The 19,566-nt window shown below is 25.5% G+C and carries 10 protein-coding genes; 9 read left to right on the top strand and 1 reads right to left on the bottom strand.

Annotated features, from left to right (window positions below; genetic code table 4):
- Positions 1–286 precede the first annotated feature (286 nt).
- The gene (locus Q346_RS0103565; protein WP_027333095.1) at positions 287–12,214 is read left to right on the top strand and encodes a lipoprotein 17-related variable surface protein; all 11,928 of its coding nucleotides are present in this window, start codon (positions 287–289) and stop codon (positions 12,212–12,214) included.
- Between the two features lie 35 nt (positions 12,215–12,249).
- On the opposite strand, the gene smpB is transcribed toward Q346_RS0103565, so the two are convergent.
- A complete protein-coding gene (smpB, locus tag Q346_RS0103560; RefSeq protein WP_027333094.1) occupies positions 12,250–12,693 on the bottom strand; it encodes an SsrA-binding protein in 444 nt (147 codons plus the stop codon).
- 111 nt (positions 12,694–12,804) lie between these two features.
- Here smpB and Q346_RS0103555 point away from each other — a divergent pair, with 111 nt between their 5' ends.
- The 8 genes from Q346_RS0103555 (at position 12,805) to Q346_RS0103520 (ending at position 19,566) form a co-directional block, all read left to right on the top strand.
- Positions 12,805–13,794, top strand: coding sequence for an Eco57I restriction-modification methylase domain-containing protein (locus Q346_RS0103555; RefSeq protein WP_027333093.1), 990 nt, complete (start codon positions 12,805–12,807; stop codon positions 13,792–13,794).
- A complete protein-coding gene (locus Q346_RS0103550) occupies positions 13,795–14,121 on the top strand; it encodes a hypothetical protein (protein ID WP_027333092.1) in 327 nt (108 codons plus the stop codon).
- On the top strand, positions 14,108–14,866 hold the full coding sequence (locus Q346_RS0103545) for an MAGa4850 family ICE element protein (protein ID WP_027333091.1): 759 nt from the start codon (positions 14,108–14,110) through the stop codon (positions 14,864–14,866). The genes Q346_RS0103550 and Q346_RS0103545 overlap by 14 nt, the downstream gene beginning before the upstream one ends.
- 698 nt (positions 14,867–15,564) lie before the next feature.
- Positions 15,565–16,281 (top strand): hypothetical protein, encoded by a 717-nt coding sequence (locus tag Q346_RS0103540; protein ID WP_027333090.1) that lies wholly within the window; start codon positions 15,565–15,567, stop codon positions 16,279–16,281.
- A 17-nt stretch (positions 16,282–16,298) separates the two neighbouring features.
- Positions 16,299–16,949, top strand: a complete 651-nt coding sequence (locus tag Q346_RS0103535; protein WP_027333089.1) for a hypothetical protein — start codon at positions 16,299–16,301, stop codon at positions 16,947–16,949.
- 9 nt (positions 16,950–16,958) lie between these two features.
- On the top strand, positions 16,959–17,528 hold the full coding sequence (locus Q346_RS0103530) for a hypothetical protein (RefSeq protein WP_027333088.1): 570 nt from the start codon (positions 16,959–16,961) through the stop codon (positions 17,526–17,528).
- 78 nt (positions 17,529–17,606) lie between these two features.
- Complete coding sequence (locus tag Q346_RS03985; protein WP_036438108.1) at positions 17,607–18,332, top strand: hypothetical protein; 726 nt, start codon at positions 17,607–17,609, stop codon at positions 18,330–18,332.
- Complete coding sequence (locus tag Q346_RS0103520) at positions 18,316–19,566, top strand: hypothetical protein (protein ID WP_027333087.1); 1,251 nt, start codon at positions 18,316–18,318, stop codon at positions 19,564–19,566. Before Q346_RS03985 ends, Q346_RS0103520 begins: the two co-directional genes overlap by 17 nt.

Below are 19,566 nucleotides of genomic sequence, written 5' to 3'. Positions count from 1 at the left end.
TCTCCAAATTGAAAAATTTATAAGTAAATTTTGCTTTATTATATATATATATATATATGCGAGAACTTTTTTGTAAAAAAGTTCAATTAAAATATGAAAAAATAGCATCTAAAAACTACAAGTTCTTATTTTGAAATGAAATTTATTCTAAATTTGGCTAAATAAGGCAAAAAATTTAAATAAATTTCATTTTTTCGTTATTTTTATTTCTTTTTTCTATTCTTTATCTTAAAATTAAAAATGTTTATTTTAATATATATATATATATATAGAATAGGAGAGATGTATGAAAAATAAAGCATTAAAAAGGAGTCTTTTAATTGTACCCGCATCAGTACCATTAATAGGACTCGTTTTGCCTCTTTCATTAACTACGAGTTCAAACAATGTGTCAAGTAAAACTACTTCAGGTGCTAGTTGAACTTTTGATCAAGTTAATACTAATGTGCAAGATAATCTTTGAAAGAACTATAATTCACTTCCAACTTCAAATCATAATAATAGATATGCACCATATAGATATATAAATGTTTTTAATTCATCAGGTAATCGAAATTTTTATGACATGTCAGCGGAAGGAATAAGTGATGGAAATGATAAATGACAATATGATTATGTCGGTGATTCATGATTTAGATTGTTTGATGCCTCAAATCCAGGTTTTCCAAACAATGTAAATGTTTCCGATTGAACAGGTAGTAATTATAGAACAGAAAGCGGAACACTTTATTCTTGACAAGTAGATGGTTTTAGTAATAAAGGTGTAGATTATGGACCGTGATGAAATGGAAATGGATATAATCCAGGAACAGGTACTAAAAGATTTAAAATAGGTTACAACTTAATTAACAAACCCGTTAAGAATCCTACATATCAATGAGCGCAATCAACGTTCTATACAGGAGCATTTTATTTTTCAAATGATATGAAATTAGCAAGTGATATTAAAATTCACTTGTATATTAAAGTTGATGATAGAAATGATTCAACTGTTTTAAAACAAAAAACTTATACTATCAAATTAAAAGAAGACAAAAAAGCTACTTTATCTGACTATGATATTTCACCTTGAATTGGAAAAGTGCAAAGAGTAAATAAAGATTCTCTTCAAGCTTCTAAAAGTGGAGATACTTTAGAAGCATGATTAACTAATTATGCATACTTACCTTATTACCAAAATATTCCAACAGCATATACAAATGGATTAAGTACTGATTTACAAAATAAAAAAAGAGCTTGAGATAATTACAAAACATCAGACAAACGTAATGGAATGTATGATATTTTGGTATCTACTCCAACCAATATGTCAAGTGTTAGGTCAAATGGTTTTCAATTATCAAATAACAGTGGTTCATGAGTAAATTTTGGTTTATATCAAAAAAACCTTATTGATACTGCGAGACCAGCAGAGATTATATATAACAATCAAGGTGGTTTATTTGTTTTCAATATTGAAATGAATAAAAAGCTTGATTATTTAGTTGCCGGAGCAGTAGTAGAAGCAGAATTTGAACCATATAATGATGTGGCTAATCCAAGCAATACAACATTTTTTGGTAATACTGGTTCATCAACAGCTAAAAAATCTTTCTTCGGATCAGCAGAATATCGTGAAAAAAATAATGATACTAATCAAAGAATTGTTTCTGGATTTTGAAAAATAGCTGATAGATCTCAATCTGAACTCAAGAAGTTTTACACTTTAGAATCAATAGATACAACTTTAGGCAATCTTTATGACCCTAATACTGATTTATTTCCAGTCACAACATTAAGAGTTACTGAAGATAGTAATTCAAACATTAGCTATGACATAGTAAAAGATCGTGTAGAAATAAGTAGAAATAAAAAAGTTATTAGTACTAAGAACATTTTCCAAGACACCAAAGCGGTAAAAAATGTAAGTAATTTAAGATTAACTAGCACAATTTCAACAGCAGATGAGAAAAAATGAAAAATCAAAAATGCGAATTCTTATGTAAGACCTACTTCTAGCAAAATTTTTGATAACACTGGAATTGAATTTGAAAAATTTATTTATACATATACCGATTTAGAAAAAGCAAAAAGATATGTTGATACAAAACAATGATTAAATAAAGGTCAAAAAGATTTTTTAAAATTAGCAATTGATAGTGATTCTAGATTTACTCAAGCAGAAAAATATTCTAACAAAGGAATTTATGATGATTGAATTGCCAAAATTGATGCGCTTGATACTAAGCAAAAAGATATTGAAGCAAAATACAAAACAATTCGTGAATTTCCACTAAGCAACAGCATTTATGATTCAAATTTTGATGCAAACATAACCAATAAAATCATTTATGCATTAGCTTCACAAACTTCTAAAAAATCATTAGATGATTTTATTAATAGAAATATTAATAAAATTAATTTCCGTTCAAATGACTACAATACTGAATCTGGAACTATTGATAGAACAACTTCAAATGAATATGCACCTTCTAGTACATCATATGCTTCATATAATAGTTTAAAAGGTTCAATGGATGCAATTTATGATGGATTCACTACTTATTTAAATGGTGTAATTAACAGTGGTAAAGCAGAACTAGAAAAATATTTTGCAAAATTAAATCAATATGCTATTACTACTGCTAATTCAAGTACTTATCCTCAAAATTACGATAAGGCCAAAGAACTAATGATTAATACCATTAAGGCTCAAGTTCAAGACCTTAATTCAAAAAGTCAATTAAATCCATTTGTTAATTTATCAACTACAGATAGTCAAATTCAAGGAATTGTTGATTTAATTGCCAAAATTAATAAATTAAACAATGATAAAAATTCAGTTAAAACTCAAATTGAAACTTACAAACAACCTCAAAATGATTTTAATAATTTAGGTTCTTTTGAATTTGCTACTCAAGCAAATAAAATTGATTTAAATGCTCTTGATACTTTTGATAAAAACTTGACTAATGCTACAGATAAGACCATTCAAAATATTTTTGTGTCAACAACTATTCTTACTAACTTCTACAACAGTAACAATGACATTTTTGCTCAGCAATGAATTGAAAAAGCTAAAGCTCTTGATGGTGCAACAAATGAATTTAATACAGAAATAGATAAATTTACTTATTTAAGTTTAGAACAAAAAGCAGCTGCTAAAAATGCTTTACAAACAGCTTTAAGCCGAAATAATATTTTTACTTATACTGAAAAAACAGCAACTTTAAGTGTAGATAGTGAATACCTTAAAATAATTAATGATCAAATGGCTAGCGCTTTTGCTACTGCAAAAACAACAGCTAAAAATCAAATTTCAGGTTTGAATGAATTAACCGACGCAGAAAAAACTCAAGTTAAACAACAAGTAGATAGTGCTGCTCTTTACAAAGATAGTTATGATGAAACTCAACCATTTACTGACAAAATTTTAATTGGTTCAGATAAAAATATTAAAACAATTGTTGATAAATGAACTGATATCAATAATGAAAGAGCAAGAATTAAAGACTATACCGCTACTTTTGATTATCCAGATAAAAATATTGAACCTACAGCTGCTCAACAAAAATTAGTTTCTCAAGAAAGCATTTCTCCTGATGCAAACGGTTTAGAAACTGAAATTATTTTTATTAAGGGTAATAATGACACTGGAACTTTAACTGTTACTTATAGAGTAGTAAAATCAAGCGATAAAACTAATGTTTATACTCAGAATAAAACCTATGATATCACTGTTTTTGCTAATGAACAAAATATAGTTAATAATCTAAATGCTACTCCAGATTATAAAGATGCGAGTCAAAAACCAAATATTCAAGCGTCAACTGTTGTAAAAAGAAATGATAATGCTGAAGATATTACTTGAGTATTGCCAGAAAGAACACAAATTTATCAAGGTAGTGTTAGATATCTCGGTTATAACGATATAACTGGCAAAATTAAAATTGCATATAAATTGCAATCAACTACTGATGCAAGTGCTATTTCTAATGAAAAAACCGCAGAAATTACTGGTTTTCAAACAGAATCAACTAGATTAAATAATTTGGTCAAACAAGATACAGATACTAACCAAAATACAATTCTTAACATCTCTGCAAATCCTATTAAACGTGCTTCAGATTCAACTTTAAATACTGATTACACAATCACTTTAGCAAATAATTATGGAACTACTAATCAAGTTGAATTAACTGATTTATCCTCTCCTACAGCTAATGATACTGATGGTTCAGTTTCATATACATATAAATTAAAAACTACAAGAACTAAAGAAGATTTAGTAACAATTACTGATGAAGCAGTCGATAACAATAATATTTATAGTAATGTTTCAGCATCACAAACTAGAACTGGCTTTTTAACTCAAGCCCAATATGAGAAAAATCAAAAAGATGCAGCGGAAAAAGCGATTGATGATTATAAATATTTAAATGATGCACAAAAAACAGCGCTTAAAAATCAAGTTGATCAAGTTAATCTAGATGAATTAGATCAAATTGCACAAAATGCAAGTGATTTAAATGATGCAATGAAAGCTTATAATGATGCAACTAATAATATTGAAACAATTAAACAAAGTACAGATTATACTCAAGCAAATAATCAAAGTGCATTAGATGATGCTGTAACTCAACAAAAAACTGATGTTAATAAAACTCAAGGAACTAATTTATCATTAGAAGAGGTTAAAAATAGAACCAAAGCAATTCAAGATGCAATTAATGATTTAAACGGTGATGAAAGATTACAAAAAGCTAAAGAAGACGCAATAGCAAAAATTAATTCTGATTACTCATCATTAACTCCAAAACAAAAAGAAAAAGCAATTGCTTTAATCAATGAACAAACAACAATTGCTGGCGTTACTAGTCAAGATGCAACTAATAGTGCATTAAATTCATCAATGAAAACCTTGCGCGATTATATAACAAATCAAAATACTGTAACAGCAGGCAATAATTATACTTATACTACTAACGCTTTAAGAGAAGCCTATGATGGTAATCCAACTAAAGATGGAAACCAAAAAGGCGGAGTAATTAAAGAAGCTGAAGATTTATTAGATGCTTTAAATACTGACAATAATGATGATTTAATGAATAAATCTAATGTTGATTCATTAAATAACAAAATTCAAACTGCAATTAATAATTTAAATGGTCAACAACGTTATGATGAAGAATTAGCAAGATTAAATGCTTTATCTCTTGCTTTAGCTAAAGTTAAAGATGCAAAACAAGCGACAGATACAGCAAGTGAAGTTGACACTAATGAAGTTGAATTCAATTCTTCAACTATGCCTGAAAATGTAACTCCTGTTGATTTAGTTATTTCAAATCCAAATGAAGTAACAGGTAAATTAGATTTAAGTTATAAATATCAATCAACTAAAGAAAATCTTGAAACTGTTAAATCAACTAAAGTTTATACATTAGATAACAATAATGCTTTAAGCACTTTAACAGAGGAACAAAGATTAAATAATTTAATCGATAATGATAGTGTTGCAAAAACTATTGCATTTAATGGTAATAATCAAAATCAAGTGGCCGTTGAAGAAGTAAATACTTCTAGTTTTACAGGAACAATCGATGCTGCAAATAAAGCACAAATTATTATTGAATCTGTTACACCAGATCCAAATGATGAACATGCTGTACTTGTAACTTACAAATTACAATCAACTAAAGATAATTTAGGTAATCAAACAGTTGTGTCAAAAACTAAACAAGTTAAAATTGACGGCTTTATGAGCAACAAAGAAAAAGAACAACAAACAATTAATGCTTATACAACTGCTAACTTTGTAGGAACTCCAGATAGTACTAAATTAGCTTCTTCATTTGTTGCATCACCACGTAATGTTAATATTACTTTTGCAACAAATGATAATGCAAATCATGCAAATGAAACTATTGAAATTAAATCAGTTAAATCATGAGATGATGTTAATGGTACATTAACTGCTGTTTTTGTAGTTAAAAGCAATAAACATGGTGAAGTATTAACTTCAACAGAAAAAGAAATTACTATTGCTGGTTATTTAACAGAAGAACAAAGATTAAATAATTTAATTGACAATAAAGACAAAGAATTTAACTTTAGTGGCACAAAAGCTAAAGATAAAACTACTGTTGATGAAGTTACTAAAGATAACCTTTCAGGTTATTTAGCAGAACAATTAAATGGTCAATTAACTAATATTAATAATCAAAATAATGTTGAATTAGTAATTGATGAAATTACTAATAGAAATCCGGATGGAACTATTACTTTTAACTATCACTTAAAATCAACTAGAAGTGATATTCAAAACAACACTGTAGTTTCTAAAACTTTAAGTTCTTCAATGAATGGATTCCAAAGTAATTTAGATCGTGAAAAACAAGAATTAGATGCCAAAACTAATGATGATCTTAATGTAGTTATTGATAAAACTAAAATGGCTTCGAGTTTCAATCCAGATCAAATTCAATTAAATCCTAAAGATAATACTATTAGTGTTGTTGAAAAAACAATTACAGGTTACAATGATGTAATTGGAGCAATTAAACTTACTTATAAACTAAAAAGTAATAAAAATGGCCAAGATGTTTATTCTGAACCAAAAGAAATTATTATTACTGGACTTAAAACTGAAGCACAAAGATTAAATACACTTTTAAATAACTTGGTTGAAGCTGATATTACTTTCAACGGAACTAAAAATAATCAATTACCTTCAGTTAGTCCGGCTAATGATACAGCTAACTATTCATATGATGCAACTAAACAAACTGCAAATAAAGCTAGTGCATTTATTAACTCAATTACACCAGATGATTCAAATGGTCAAAATACTTTAAACTTAAAATTAGTGACAACTAAAACTCAAGATGAATTAATTTCAAATTGAAATGTAACTAATTATGAAGCACCAGAAAGCCAAAATAAAGATTTAGTAATTACTGGTTTCAGAACACAAGCTGAACAAAACAAAATTGATCAAGATGCTGAAAAAGCAAGATTAACTGATTTGATTGCTAATGCACAAATTACTTATCCAGATAGTGATCAAATTTTAGCTTCAAGTTCACAAATTTCAGGAATTAATGCTGTAATCAATTCAACCGATAATAATGCAGAAATTATTATTCAAAATATTACTGATAAAAATGATTTAAATGGTTCAATTACAGTAGCTTATGTAATTCATAGTACTAAAGGTGGAATTTACGAAAATGTAAACACTGATGTACAAACTGTTGTTTTAAACAACTTTAAAACTGAACAACAAAGATTGGATGATTTATTCTTAAATAAAGTTGCTACAGCTTCATTAACTGGTATTGATAGTACAAACTACAGACAATATTTACCTGAAGAAGTTTTAGATCATTTAACTTTAGCTGTTGCTGATTTAGAAAATGCTAGGGTAGAAATTGTTTCAAAAACACCAAATAATCAAACTAATAGCATTGATTATAAATATCGTTTAGTTTCAACTAGAGGAGTGGTTAGTGGCCACGATCTAAATACTGTTACATCAACAGCAACTAAATTAGGATCATTAGCTGGCTTCAAAACTGTGGCAGAAGCCGAAAAAGAAAGATTAGACAATCTTAATCCAAATGCAACTGATAATGGTTATACTCACACAATTGATTACTCAAATAGAAATCAAATTCTTGCTTCAAAAGTGCAAATTAGCGATCAAAATTGAACTTGAAGTGTAGAACCAAATACCGATCATACTTTTAGCGACCAAGAAATCATTGCTTATGATGATATTACTGGTAAATTAAGAGTAAGATATAAATTACAGTCAACTAAAACAGGTTTAAGCGATGTTAAATCAGAATATAAATATGCAACCTTAACAGGTTATAAAACTGAATTAGGCAGATTGAATGATTTAGTAAAACAAGCTAATCAACCAGTTGCTATAACTGCTAAAGATGAAGCTAAAAAAGATGGAACAAATCAGAAAAAAGCTTCACAATTAACTTCTAATGACTTTAATGCAGCTTTAACAGAATACGGGCAAAATGAAAATGTTAAAATTGAAACAATTTTAGACACTCAAAATGCTAATAATGAAACAGGAACAATTCAATTAGGATATAAATTAATTTCTACACGTCCATTAACTGGTACAGATGGATTAATTTCAGGTACTTGAGATGATGCGCCTGAACAAGCACCTACAATTAAATCTGAAACTTCAAATCCATTATTAAGTTTTGATGGTTATGTAACTAATGATGACGAAGAAGAGAATAGAATTGAAAGATTAATTGCTGATTTAGTAATTGATTATCCTGGTAAAGAACAATACTTACCTCTTTATAATGAAACCAATGTTATTCCTTCTGGAGTACAAGTAAAATTAAGTGATAATCGTGAATTAAGTGCCGAAAATATTTCAATCAAAGAAAATTCAATGAAAATTGTTACTCGTGATGATAGAAAAGGTGAAATTACTGTTAGCTATACTTTAGTTTCAAATTCAAGACAAGCTGTTGAAGTTGAAATTAATCAAACTAGAAGTAAAAATGCTAATACTATTACAGGTTTCAAAACCGAGTTACAAAGATTGGATGAATTAACTTATAGTTGAGAAAATGCAATTCAAAATAAATCAACTATAAGCCCATCTGATGTTATTTTAAGTAATATTACTCCAGTTTCAACTAATGATGATCAAGCAAAAGATGTTGTAATTACAACTTTTGATGATAGAACAGGAACTTTAAACGTTCAATACAACATTTATTCAAAACGTGCTGATTTAACTGATATTCATGTAGTTAATAAAACTGCACAAATAACTGGTTTACAAACTGAATTACAAAGATTAAATGCTTTAATTGTTAATGATCAAGTATCTAAAACAATTAATTATGTTCCAAACGATAAAGCTGAAATCAAAGCAAGTTCATTAGTTGCCAAAAAAGACGAAGTACTTGCAAATAATGGCGATTCATACTTTACAACCTTAATTCAAAATCCGGCCACTTCAAAAGCAAAAATTATTATTAAAGATATTAGTGCCGATGATGAAAAAGGTCAATTAAGTGTTAAATATGTATTGCAATCAACCAAAGATAATTTAACTGATATTAATTCAGATACTGAAAATACAGTGGTAATTTCTGGTTTCTTAACTAATTTACAAGAAGCTAAAAATAATTTAAAAGCTAAAATTGATGAATTAGTACAAAATAATAAATTAACTAGCGAACAAGCACAAGCACTAAAAAATAAAATTGATAGTAATGAAACTGATTCTATCGATAAAGTTAGCAAAATCGGATTAGAAGCAGATAAACAAGTTTTAGTTAATGAAGCAGAAAAAGAATTTACTCACTTAAACAAAGCACAGTTAACTGATGTAATTAATAATATTAAAACTGCTGAAAACTTAGATAAGGCAAATGAAGCTAAAAACAATGGTCAAACCTTAGATTATAAAATGGCAAAATTAGATGAAATAGTTAAAAACTATGAAGCTAAAAAACCATTAGATAAATATACTTATGCTTCAGAAGAACCTAAAAATGCTTTTGATAAAGTAATTGAAGATGCTAAAAAATTATTAGATAAAACTAATGCTACCGATTTAGGTACAGATAATTTAGATAATTGAATTGGTGATGAAGAAACTAATACTAAAGGTGAAATTCAAACTAAATATGAAGCCTTAGATGGCGATATTCAAAAAGCTATTCAAGAAGTAACTAATAATGAATACTTATCTCCAAAACAAAAAGCAGATTTAATTAAAAAACTTAATTCATTAGATCCTAATACTTTAGATAAAACTAATGATGATGGTACCAAATTAACTTTAAATGATATTAAAGATGAAATTGCGCAAATTGAAGCTCTTAAAAAAGAAGCAATTAATCGGATTAAAGCATATGAAAACTTGAATCCACAACAAAAAGATGAATATATTAATCAAATTAAATCAAGCGACAATGATCAATTAGAAACCATTGAAAATAATGCGACTACTTTAGATAACAAAATGCTTGAGTTAAAACAAGCAATTGAAAATGTTAAAGATGTACCTAATTCAAGTGCCTATCAAAATGCAGATCAAAATAATAAAGATGCTTTTGATAATGCATTAAATGTTGCAAACAAAATTAAAAATGGTAAAGAAAACACTGATCCAAGTGATACATTTAATTACAATGCAAACTTAGATGAAGTACAAAAAGCAATTGATGATCTTAAATTAGCTAATACTAATATTAATCGTGATGAAGCCCTTAAATATGTTGATAATGCACCATATTTAAGTGCAGATGAAAAAACAAAATTCAAAGAACAACTTAATAAAAATCCAATCACAGATGAAACTATTGCTAAATTAAAAGAGCAAGCACAAATTATTAATGATGCTAAAAAAGTTTATGTAGATCAAATTAAAGCAATTGACAATAATGATTTAGATCAAAGTAATAAAGATAAATACATTAATCAAATCATTAATAAACCAATGTCATTAGATGAAAATAATGTAATCACTAATCCAGAGGAATTTAGCAAAATTGTTTTTGATGCCCAAAAAGAAGCTCTAATTAATAAATTAGAAAATAATGTAAATCAACCTGATTTACCAAATATTCTTAATCCAAAACAGTTAGCTGAAGCTAAAGAAGCAATTAATAATGCCACTGATTTAGCAGAAGCACAAAAAGCTTATGATGATGCTATTAATTTAAGTAAAAAAATGGCAGCTTTAGATGAATTAGTCAAAAACTATGAAAAATCAATTGCTGATCCAAATAACACAAAATACAATAAAGCTGATAATAAAGAACAATTTGATAATAAATTAGCTGAAGCTAAAAAATTGTTAACATCAGATTCAGATAATGGCGTTGATAATAAATTATTAGAAGATTTATTATCAAATAATGACAAATCATTACAACACTCATATGAAGAGTTAAATGGTTTAGAAAATGATTTAATTGAACAAATTAATAATTCAGAAGTTTTATCACCAAATGAAAAATCTACTTTAATTGCTGAAGTAAATAACATTGATAAACACAATGATGAAGCAGGTCAAGTAGAAACATTGCAAGATAAACTTAATAAATTAATTGCTGATAAAAACAATAATATTAAAGCTATTCAAAATCTTGAAAATCTGAACCAAAGTCAAAAAGATGATTTAATTAACAGAATTAAGAATAATGACTTGGTCGATAATCCAGCAATTTTAGACGAAGCTCAAAATCTTGATAATAAGATGAAAGAGTTAAAAGATGAAATTGCAAAAGAAAACAAAATTAAAGGTTTAAGTTACTATAATAAAGCGTCTGAAGAAAAACGTAATAACTATGAAAATGCTTTAAATGGTGCTAAAAAATTAGTTAATAATGAAAATCCTGAAACTTATGACACCGCAAATCTTACTGAAGCAGAAGTGCAAAAATTAATTGATAAACTTAAATTTGCTGAAAATGAAATTGCAGGTGAAAAAGTTCAAAAAGTAACTGATTTACAAGAAGAATTAGCTCAAAAACTTAAAGAATTAGATCAAAATCCAAATCCATCATTGAATGAAGAAATTAACAAAATTATTAATGAATTGAATGATCTTGATACAAATACACATGATGCTAAATTAGCTCAAAAAATCATTGAATTAGATAACTTATTAAAATGATTAGTCGATCAATGAAGATCAAGTGAAAAATTAAACAAAGTTAATACTCAAAATTCAAATGAAGATTTAGCTAATAACATTAATAATATTGAAAATCAATTAAATGAATATTTAAATAATGTTCCAAATGCGATTTTACAAGATACTATTAATCAACTTAAAAATAAAACTCTTGAACAAATTAATTTTGCACGTACTAAATTAGACTTTACTATTGCGTTAGAAACAGGTAATTTAGAACAAGCTCAAGAAGCAGCATCAAAATTAGTTGACTATGGTTTAAATCAATATCAAAACTTCTTAAATAATTTAACTAATGCTAAATTCTTTGAACGTGATAAAAATAACAAAGTTAATATTCAAAATGCTAAAGCATTATTAAATATTCCATTAACTAACATTGATAAAATTGATCAAAGTGTCTTCAAGGAAATTATTAGAAAACAAACTAATGTCCAAGATAATCTAAAATGATTATGATGATTAATTTTAGCAACCGGAGTTGTAGGCTCAACCTTAATGCTTGGTATATTGATCAAAAGAAATAAAAAATAGACAAAAAAACATGAAAAGTTAAATTTTCATGTTTTTTAATACATTTTTAAGGTTTTTTTAATATAAGCCTCATTCTCTTTTCTTTTAATTTCTTCTCTTTTATCAGCTTTATTCATACCTTGCACAAGAGCAATCTCTAATTTAATTTTACTTTTATTATTAAAGTAAATTTTTAAAGGAATTAAAGTTGAACTGGTAGTTTTTTCTAATTTATTATTTAGTCTGATAATTTCTTTCTTATGCATTAAAAGTTTTCTATCGCGTTCTTCATTATTTTTTTGTAACATATAACTTTTAAAATTGGCACCATATAAATAAATTTCATTCTTTTTATTAATATAACAATAACTATTGGTTAAATTAACATTATTGGCACGCGCACTTTTGACCTCTCAGCCAAATAAAACCATTCCAGCTTCATATGTATCAATAATTTTATAACCATGTCTTCCACGTCTATTATCGCTAATAATTTTCATATTTAATAATTATATACGTACAAAAGATAAATAAATCTATTTAATAGAAAATGAAAATTTAAATCTTAATTAAGTTTTAATAAATATAATAATTAAATAAAAGGAAGAAATATGGAAAATAAGAAAATCAAATTAGGACAATTTTTTACAGTGAAAAAATTATGATTAAAGCCGCAAATTATTGATTTTATAAAAAAGCAAAATAAAGAAATTGCTTATGATCCTTTTGCTGGCAACGGAGATTTATTAAATTTAGCCAAGGAAGATTTAAATTTTAAAAAAATTAAAGGTTTAGATATAGATCCAGCATTAAGTTGAGAAATAAACGATTCTTTAAAAAATATTCCACTTGTCGCTAATTCTTTAATTATTACTAATCCACCTTATTTATCTAAACAATCAGCTAAAAGAAAAAAAATTAATATGGATGATTATTTTAAATTGTCAACTTATGATGATATTTATTTAATTGCTCTGGAAAAAATGCTTCAAACTAATTTACCTGTGGTGGCCATAATTCCAGAATCATTCATTAATTCTAATTTCAAATTGAAAAATTATCTATCTTCAATCACAATCATCGAAGATGAAATTTTTTCTGATACTGAAAATCCAGTAATTGTTGCTTGTTTTGATAATAAAGATAAAACAAATAACGAAATCTTAGTTTATAAAAATGACATTTTTATAGACAATTTAGCAAACATTTTAAAAATTAGATTAAAACCAAAAAATAATATTGAAATTAAATTTAATGATTTAAATGGTTGACTCGGAATAAAAGCGGTGGATGGAATTAAAGAAAATAAAGACATTAAATTTGATTTTCCATCAAATATTAATTATGATTGAAAAAATAAAATAACTATTTCTTCAAGACATTACTCATTAATTGCAATAGAAATTAAAGAACACCTAAAATTAAAACTTATTAATCAAGCTAATAAAATTTTGAAAGATTTAAGAGAAAAAAGTTCAGATATTATTTTAACTCCATTTAAAGGTAATAATAAGTTTGGTAATAGACGCAGAAGACTTGATTTTAATTTATGTAGAGCTATTTTAGAGGAAGCTTATATGCAAATAAAGGAAGAAAAATAAATGAAAAATATCGATTTATTTAATTATTCCATAGCAAAATCTAATAACAATTTTGATTTTGATTTTACAAGTGAATTAATAGTTTTACCAAAAAATAAAGATGAATTGAATGAGTTGACTATTAAAAACAACGAATTAATTGAATTAATTGCTGCTTATAAAATTATTAATAATGTTACTGATAATAAAAAATTAAAAGAAGAAATTATATTTAAAATTATTGATATTTTAGATAATACTAAAGGAAGCGTTGGAAGATATGGGGACGGCCCGGTTCGTAAGAGCCGGGTTTTTATTTTAACAGGAAGGCATTATGAGTACATTTAGCAATTTGAAATATTTAAGTGAGATTGAAAATAAGGAAGAATGAAAAGATTTTTTACTTAGTCAAAATTTTCAAAAAATTATTGAAGCTAAAAAATATAAAAAAATTAATCCTGTTGTTTTAAGTCAATTTGCTAATTTCAAAATTAAAGTGAGTGATTCATATGCTGAAAAATTTAAATTTCATAATTTAGCATTTTTAATTTTTGTTTATTTGAAAAATAAAATTGGAAAGAAAAAAATTATGGAAGTTGCAGAATTAAATTCTGTTTTTGAATTACATAAAAACACATTGAGGAGAAATTTAAAATTTTTGGTCGATTTAAATTTAATTGAGATTCAAAATCAAAAAATCAAAGTTTCTAAATTAAATTTAAAAGACAAAAAAGAAAATTTTGTGATGCTTAATGGAGCTGAAATTTGAAAATTAATTTTTATAAGTTCTGTTAAAAATGCTATTGCTTTAAGAAGAATTAAATTCTTAATTTCTAAACACAAAATTAGCAAAAAATCAAAAAATAAAAAATGTCTTGTGTCTAATAAATATTTAAATTTGACTAGAACTGGATTTTTGAAATTTAAACAAATTATCGAAAAAATGTTTTTAGTTAATTTTAAAAAGATGTTTGAGATTGTTCGTGAAAGAGCAGTCAATGTTAAAAAAATTGATACAGAAACAGGTATTAGTTTTTTTAAAAAAGCGTTTGAATTCAAATCAAATCGTTATTTATGTTTTGCGGAATTTTAATCTTTCATTTATAAAAGTCAAAATTATAGTAATGAAAGTGGAAGTATAAAAAATTATTTCTAGTTTCATTACTATAAAGGAGAGATTATGAAAAAACTGCTGAAATAAAAATTATTTACTGGTATTTAGCATAAATACTTATTTTGCTATTGCTTTGTTTGAGAAAGAAATAAGATTCTTTTGTTTTTTAAAAAATGAGAACCAAATTTCATACATAAATACTTATATAGTAATGAATAACTATATATAGAGTTCTTTTTTTAACTTATTTAATTATTAAAAATTAATATCAAAGTTATCTATTGTTGATTAAAAATAAAAAGACTAAATATATTTGATTGATATTAGATTGATTTATAAAACATCCTAATAATTCATAGTTAAGTTAAGGGTTCTAAAAAAATTAAACAAAAAGAAATTTCAATCAATTTTTTATTTTTTATCGATAACTACTTATTACTAAAACTACTTTTAGCGTTCAATACGAAATAAAGAAAATTAAATTTTACAAAGTAATTGATAGTTTCATATAGAGGGCTAATTAATGTTTGTTCTTAATAAATTTTTTGTTTGGTTCCTGCGAATAGCAGGCGCCGAAGGCAGATTGCGATGGCAATCGTTTAAATAATTTGCGATAGTGAATATAAATGGTTAGAAATTGATAATTAAATTGAAGATAGAAATAGATGGAGTTAGATATGAATAAAGAAATAAAAGCAGAAAAAAATATTTTTGATGGTTTAGATAAAAACGCTAAACTTAAAGACTTTAAAACACTTTTAAATATTTTTTATTACTGGGATGAAAAATTAGTTAATCGACAATTAAAAAATATTAGCCGTTTAAGCAATAAAGATTTAAATACACAATTTTATTATGACTTTAAAGATGTTGCGTTGAATTTTAATAAAGCAATTTATAGAGCAAAAGCACAATACAACTTTGATCTTTCTTTTTATACAGATATTAAAAACATTATTGACTTAACACCTGATAATGTTAAAACGTTAAAGTTTATGGTTTATGAAGGTGATTTAAGATGTCCTAAGGAAGAATGATTGCGTGAGGTTTATGATAATTTAACTAAAACTAAACAAAGAAAATCAAATGATATAAAAATTACAACATTAGGTGAATTTAAGAAAGAAATTAAAGATTATGAGGAGATGACTATTTTTGAAAAAACAAATTTATATTTCAATAATCGTTTATTAAATATTGTGACTTATGGAAGTTGAAATTCTTATTTATATAAGAAAGAAAAAGAATTAGAAAAAGAAAATATAGAAAAACAATCAATTAATAATGAGATTAATCATTATGAAAATTTAGATACCAAAAACAAAGTGCAATTTGAATTTCCAAAATTTGAGGACTTTGCTGATAAGGAAGAAGATTTCGGGTTGGGACTTTAAAATAAGTGGAGGTAATGATGGATTTTAAAAAGAATTATGAGTATGTTAAAGATTTATTAGAAACTAATTATGACACTTTGGAAATACAATTCGGCAAAGCATATGCAGAAAAACAATTAATGGGAATTGAAAAATTACCATTAGGTGCTTTTACTAATAAATATGTAGACAATTTAGACAATTTGTTTGAAGGTGAATATACAACATATGAGGGTGGTGATTTAATTGATTTATTTACTGATAGCGGTTATTTACTTTTAAAAATGGATTTAACTCCGGCTAATATTGAAAAATTAGTAGATTGATATAACAATACATTTGAATATATGGCTGAAGACGTGGAAGAAAGATTATATGAAGATGATATTTATGAGTGAGAACATTATCAACAATTAATATTTGATGATTTAAAAAATGAAAAAAGTATTAATGACTTATATGCAAATAGATTTAAATATGAAGCATTTTTTAAACAATTAGATAGGTTAAGTGATGATGTTTTAGTGAAAATTTCTCCTTATGGTGATATCGAACAATGTGAGGATGATATAAAAGAGCAATATAAACAACAAATGTGAGAAGAAAAGTTCAATTATTTTGTTAATTTAACTAAATTTAATACTTTTGAAGCATACATCAAAGAAGCAGAATTAGAGTTGGGATTATAAAAATAGAAAATGACAAATAATGAGAAAAATTTAAACAAAATCATTAAATTATTTAATGATTTAAAACAATCTAAATTAAATTTTGATAATGATTATTTAGATTTTCAATTGCACCACATTGAAAAATTACCATTAGATGCTTTTACTGATAGATATGTTGAAAACTTAAAGCATATTTTCGGATTTCAATTCAAATTAAAAAGCGATTTCTATAAAGATACGATTTATTGAGAATTACGAGAATTTAATAGGAAAAATGATTGATTGTTTGGAGAAGTAAATTTAAATCCTCAAAATGCAGAGTTAATAAGAGAGTTTGTAAGTAGTTCCAAAGAAAAAGAATTGGAATTTGAAAAATGAGTGATGCATTTTTACGGAGTTCAAAAATTAAATGATTTGCAAAAATTAAAAGCTAGTGGTTTATTTGCATATACAAACGATATAAGTGACGAATTATTAACAAAAATTATAAAACGAAGTCAAATCATTAATAAGAGCTATTATGAATTTAATAATGAGAATAAATTAGAAGAAGTTAATGAAAACAAATTAAAAAAAATGAAAATTAAATACTTATAAGAACAATTAACTGTTTTAATCTGAAATACATCTGTTAATAATTATTGATATGAAAACGAAAATGGATTAGCAAAATAAATGGTAATTTGAGCGTTATATGATGATGCATCGCGTTGTTATTATGAAGCACTAAAAGATAAGCATAAAGTAATTGGAATAGGAATTAATAGTCATCAAACAGATTATTTACAATTGGACTTATCAATTACAAATCATAATTTAATTAAAGAATTAGAAAAATTACCGCTACCTGATTTAATTATTGCTTCTCCCCCTTGTATGGCGTGAAGTATTGCAGATAGTGCATTTTGCTTGGTAAAAAGTGTTGATAGTGAAAGCGATAATAATTTTAGTTATTTTAAATTAAGAAAATTTAACTTTTATAATCAAAATAATTTAGATCCTACAAAAGGGAAAAGAGACCCTTTTAAAAGGATGCAATCATTTCTTAATGGATTAAGTTGCATTACTGGATTAATTAAAATAATTAATTATTTTAAGCCGAAGTATTATGTGATTGAGAATCCTGAAACATCGAAAATTTGGGACGTTATTAAATATTTAGACTTTTATGATAATAATTACATTAATAAAACTTATTACTCTAATTATGATTTAAATTTTTCTTTGAAACCAACGATTTTTTTAAGTAATTATGAGTTGAATTTAGAGCGTGATTATCAAAAGCGAACCAAATATAAGAGTGTGTTAGATTTAAATCGGCAAAAGAGAAGTGATATTCCATTAGAGTTAATTAGAGAAATTGTTAGTCAATCAGAAGTTAAAAATGATAGTGAAAGTTAATTTTATAACTCCAAAACGAGGTTATAAAACAGGATTAGGAAATTTACATACTTTAAAAGACTGAATTAATAATGGGAAAATGTTAGATTACATTACTCAAAAGAAAAAATGCGTTTCATTCTTTGATAATGAAAATATAAGGAATGATAATTTAAAAAGTCATAAAGCAAAAATTGATTGATATAGAAGTCATTTGAAATTAAATCAAAAAGAACCGCAAAGTGGTATTTATGATGTTTTTGATGGTAAGGTGCAAAATCTAAATATTGATTTTTTAAAAAATGATCTAAAAAATATCAATCAAAACGTGTGAGAAATGATTATTAATCCTGGTGATTTAGCAATTACACATAATGTCTTAAATAAAGAACAATGAGCGAATATTATTAGAGATAATTTAGCAATTTTATTAAATAAATCAAAGTTTGAAGCTGAAAATGTTAATGCGTATTTTGTAATACACGGGAACACTGATTACCCACACGTTCATTTATATTGATATGAAAAAGAGGCAAAGAAAAAGTTTAAGGATTCATTTTTAAAGAAAGAACATTTAGCAGATTTTAGAAACAATTTATTAATGTCAATGACTGATGGTGACATCTTAAAAAGATTTAGAGAAGTCAAAAAAGAACAATGAGAAATTAATAGCAATCAAAAAGTGAAAAACTTAATTCAAAATTTACATAGTCAAAGCTGAAAAATTGCATTTAAAGAAAAACAAAGACAATTTAAAAAGTTTCTTAATGCATCATTTGTGATAGCGAAAGAAATTAAAGGATTAAGAAATATTTCATATAAAAGACAAAATGAAAAAGTTAAAGAAGCAGTTAATGAAATTAAAGAGTTTTTATTAAGTTATGAAAATGATTACAGTGAAAGTGTAAGAAAACATCAAAAGTTAATTAATGAAATTATGTTAATGGACTTTAATAGTCAAAAAAGCAAAATGATAATGCTAAAAGAATTAGAAAAAGAATTAGTTAAGTTTGAGTATGAAACAAATAATAAAATCATTAAAAGCATTAGAAAATCGATGTATTCATTGGAAAGATTAGAAAAAGCGCTTGATAAGAAAAAAGAAATTAATAATTACTTTAAAGATTTTAACAACAATTTAGTCATTAAAAGTATTCATAAGAAGCTAATGTATATTGCGTATAAACAATATCACGCAAAAGATTTAAAAGAATTAGAAGATATTGATAAATATTTAAAAGTCAAAATTTTTTAG

Origin of the sequence: Mycoplasmopsis gallinarum DSM 19816 (genome assembly GCF_000621085.1) — a bacterium.
GTDB lineage: Bacteria > Bacillota_I > Bacilli_A > Mycoplasmatales > Metamycoplasmataceae > Mycoplasmopsis > Mycoplasmopsis gallinarum.
The sequence above is the reverse complement of the archived record's forward strand: the minus strand, read 5'-3'. Positions and strand labels throughout refer to the sequence as shown.